At 64.1% G+C, this 315-nt stretch carries 1 protein-coding gene; it reads left to right on the top strand.

All coding sequences use genetic code 11. The annotated features are described in order from the left end of the window. Positions 1-25 precede the first annotated feature (25 nt). Positions 26-315 (top strand): hypothetical protein (locus L692_RS29245; protein ID WP_415752768.1); only part of this gene is annotated, 290 nt, incomplete at its 3' end.

Below are 315 nucleotides of genomic sequence, written 5' to 3'. Positions count from 1 at the left end.
GGAGCTGCTGGCGGAGGAGATGCGGGTGCTGTATGTCGGGCTGACACGCCCGCGCGACAAGATGATTCTTGTCGGCACCGTCCGCGATCTGGAGGGGAAAGCGGCGAGCTGGATGTCGTCGGGCGGCGGAGAAGAACTGCTGCTTCCCGATCATCTGCTTGCCCGGGGACGCAGTTATCTGGACTGGATAGGGCCGGCGCTGATCCGGCACCCCGGCGCGGCGATTTTGCGGAAAATCGCCGGTAAGGAGGGGGCTGCCCCAGCCTCTCTTGAGGGCGATTTGTCCAACTGGAATGTCAGCATCCTGCCGTCCCT

Origin of the sequence: Paenibacillus forsythiae T98, assembly GCF_000520735.1 — a bacterium.
Lineage (GTDB): Bacteria > Bacillota > Bacilli > Paenibacillales > Paenibacillaceae > Paenibacillus_AQ > Paenibacillus_AQ forsythiae.
This window is presented reverse-complemented; position numbering and strand designations above follow the sequence as displayed.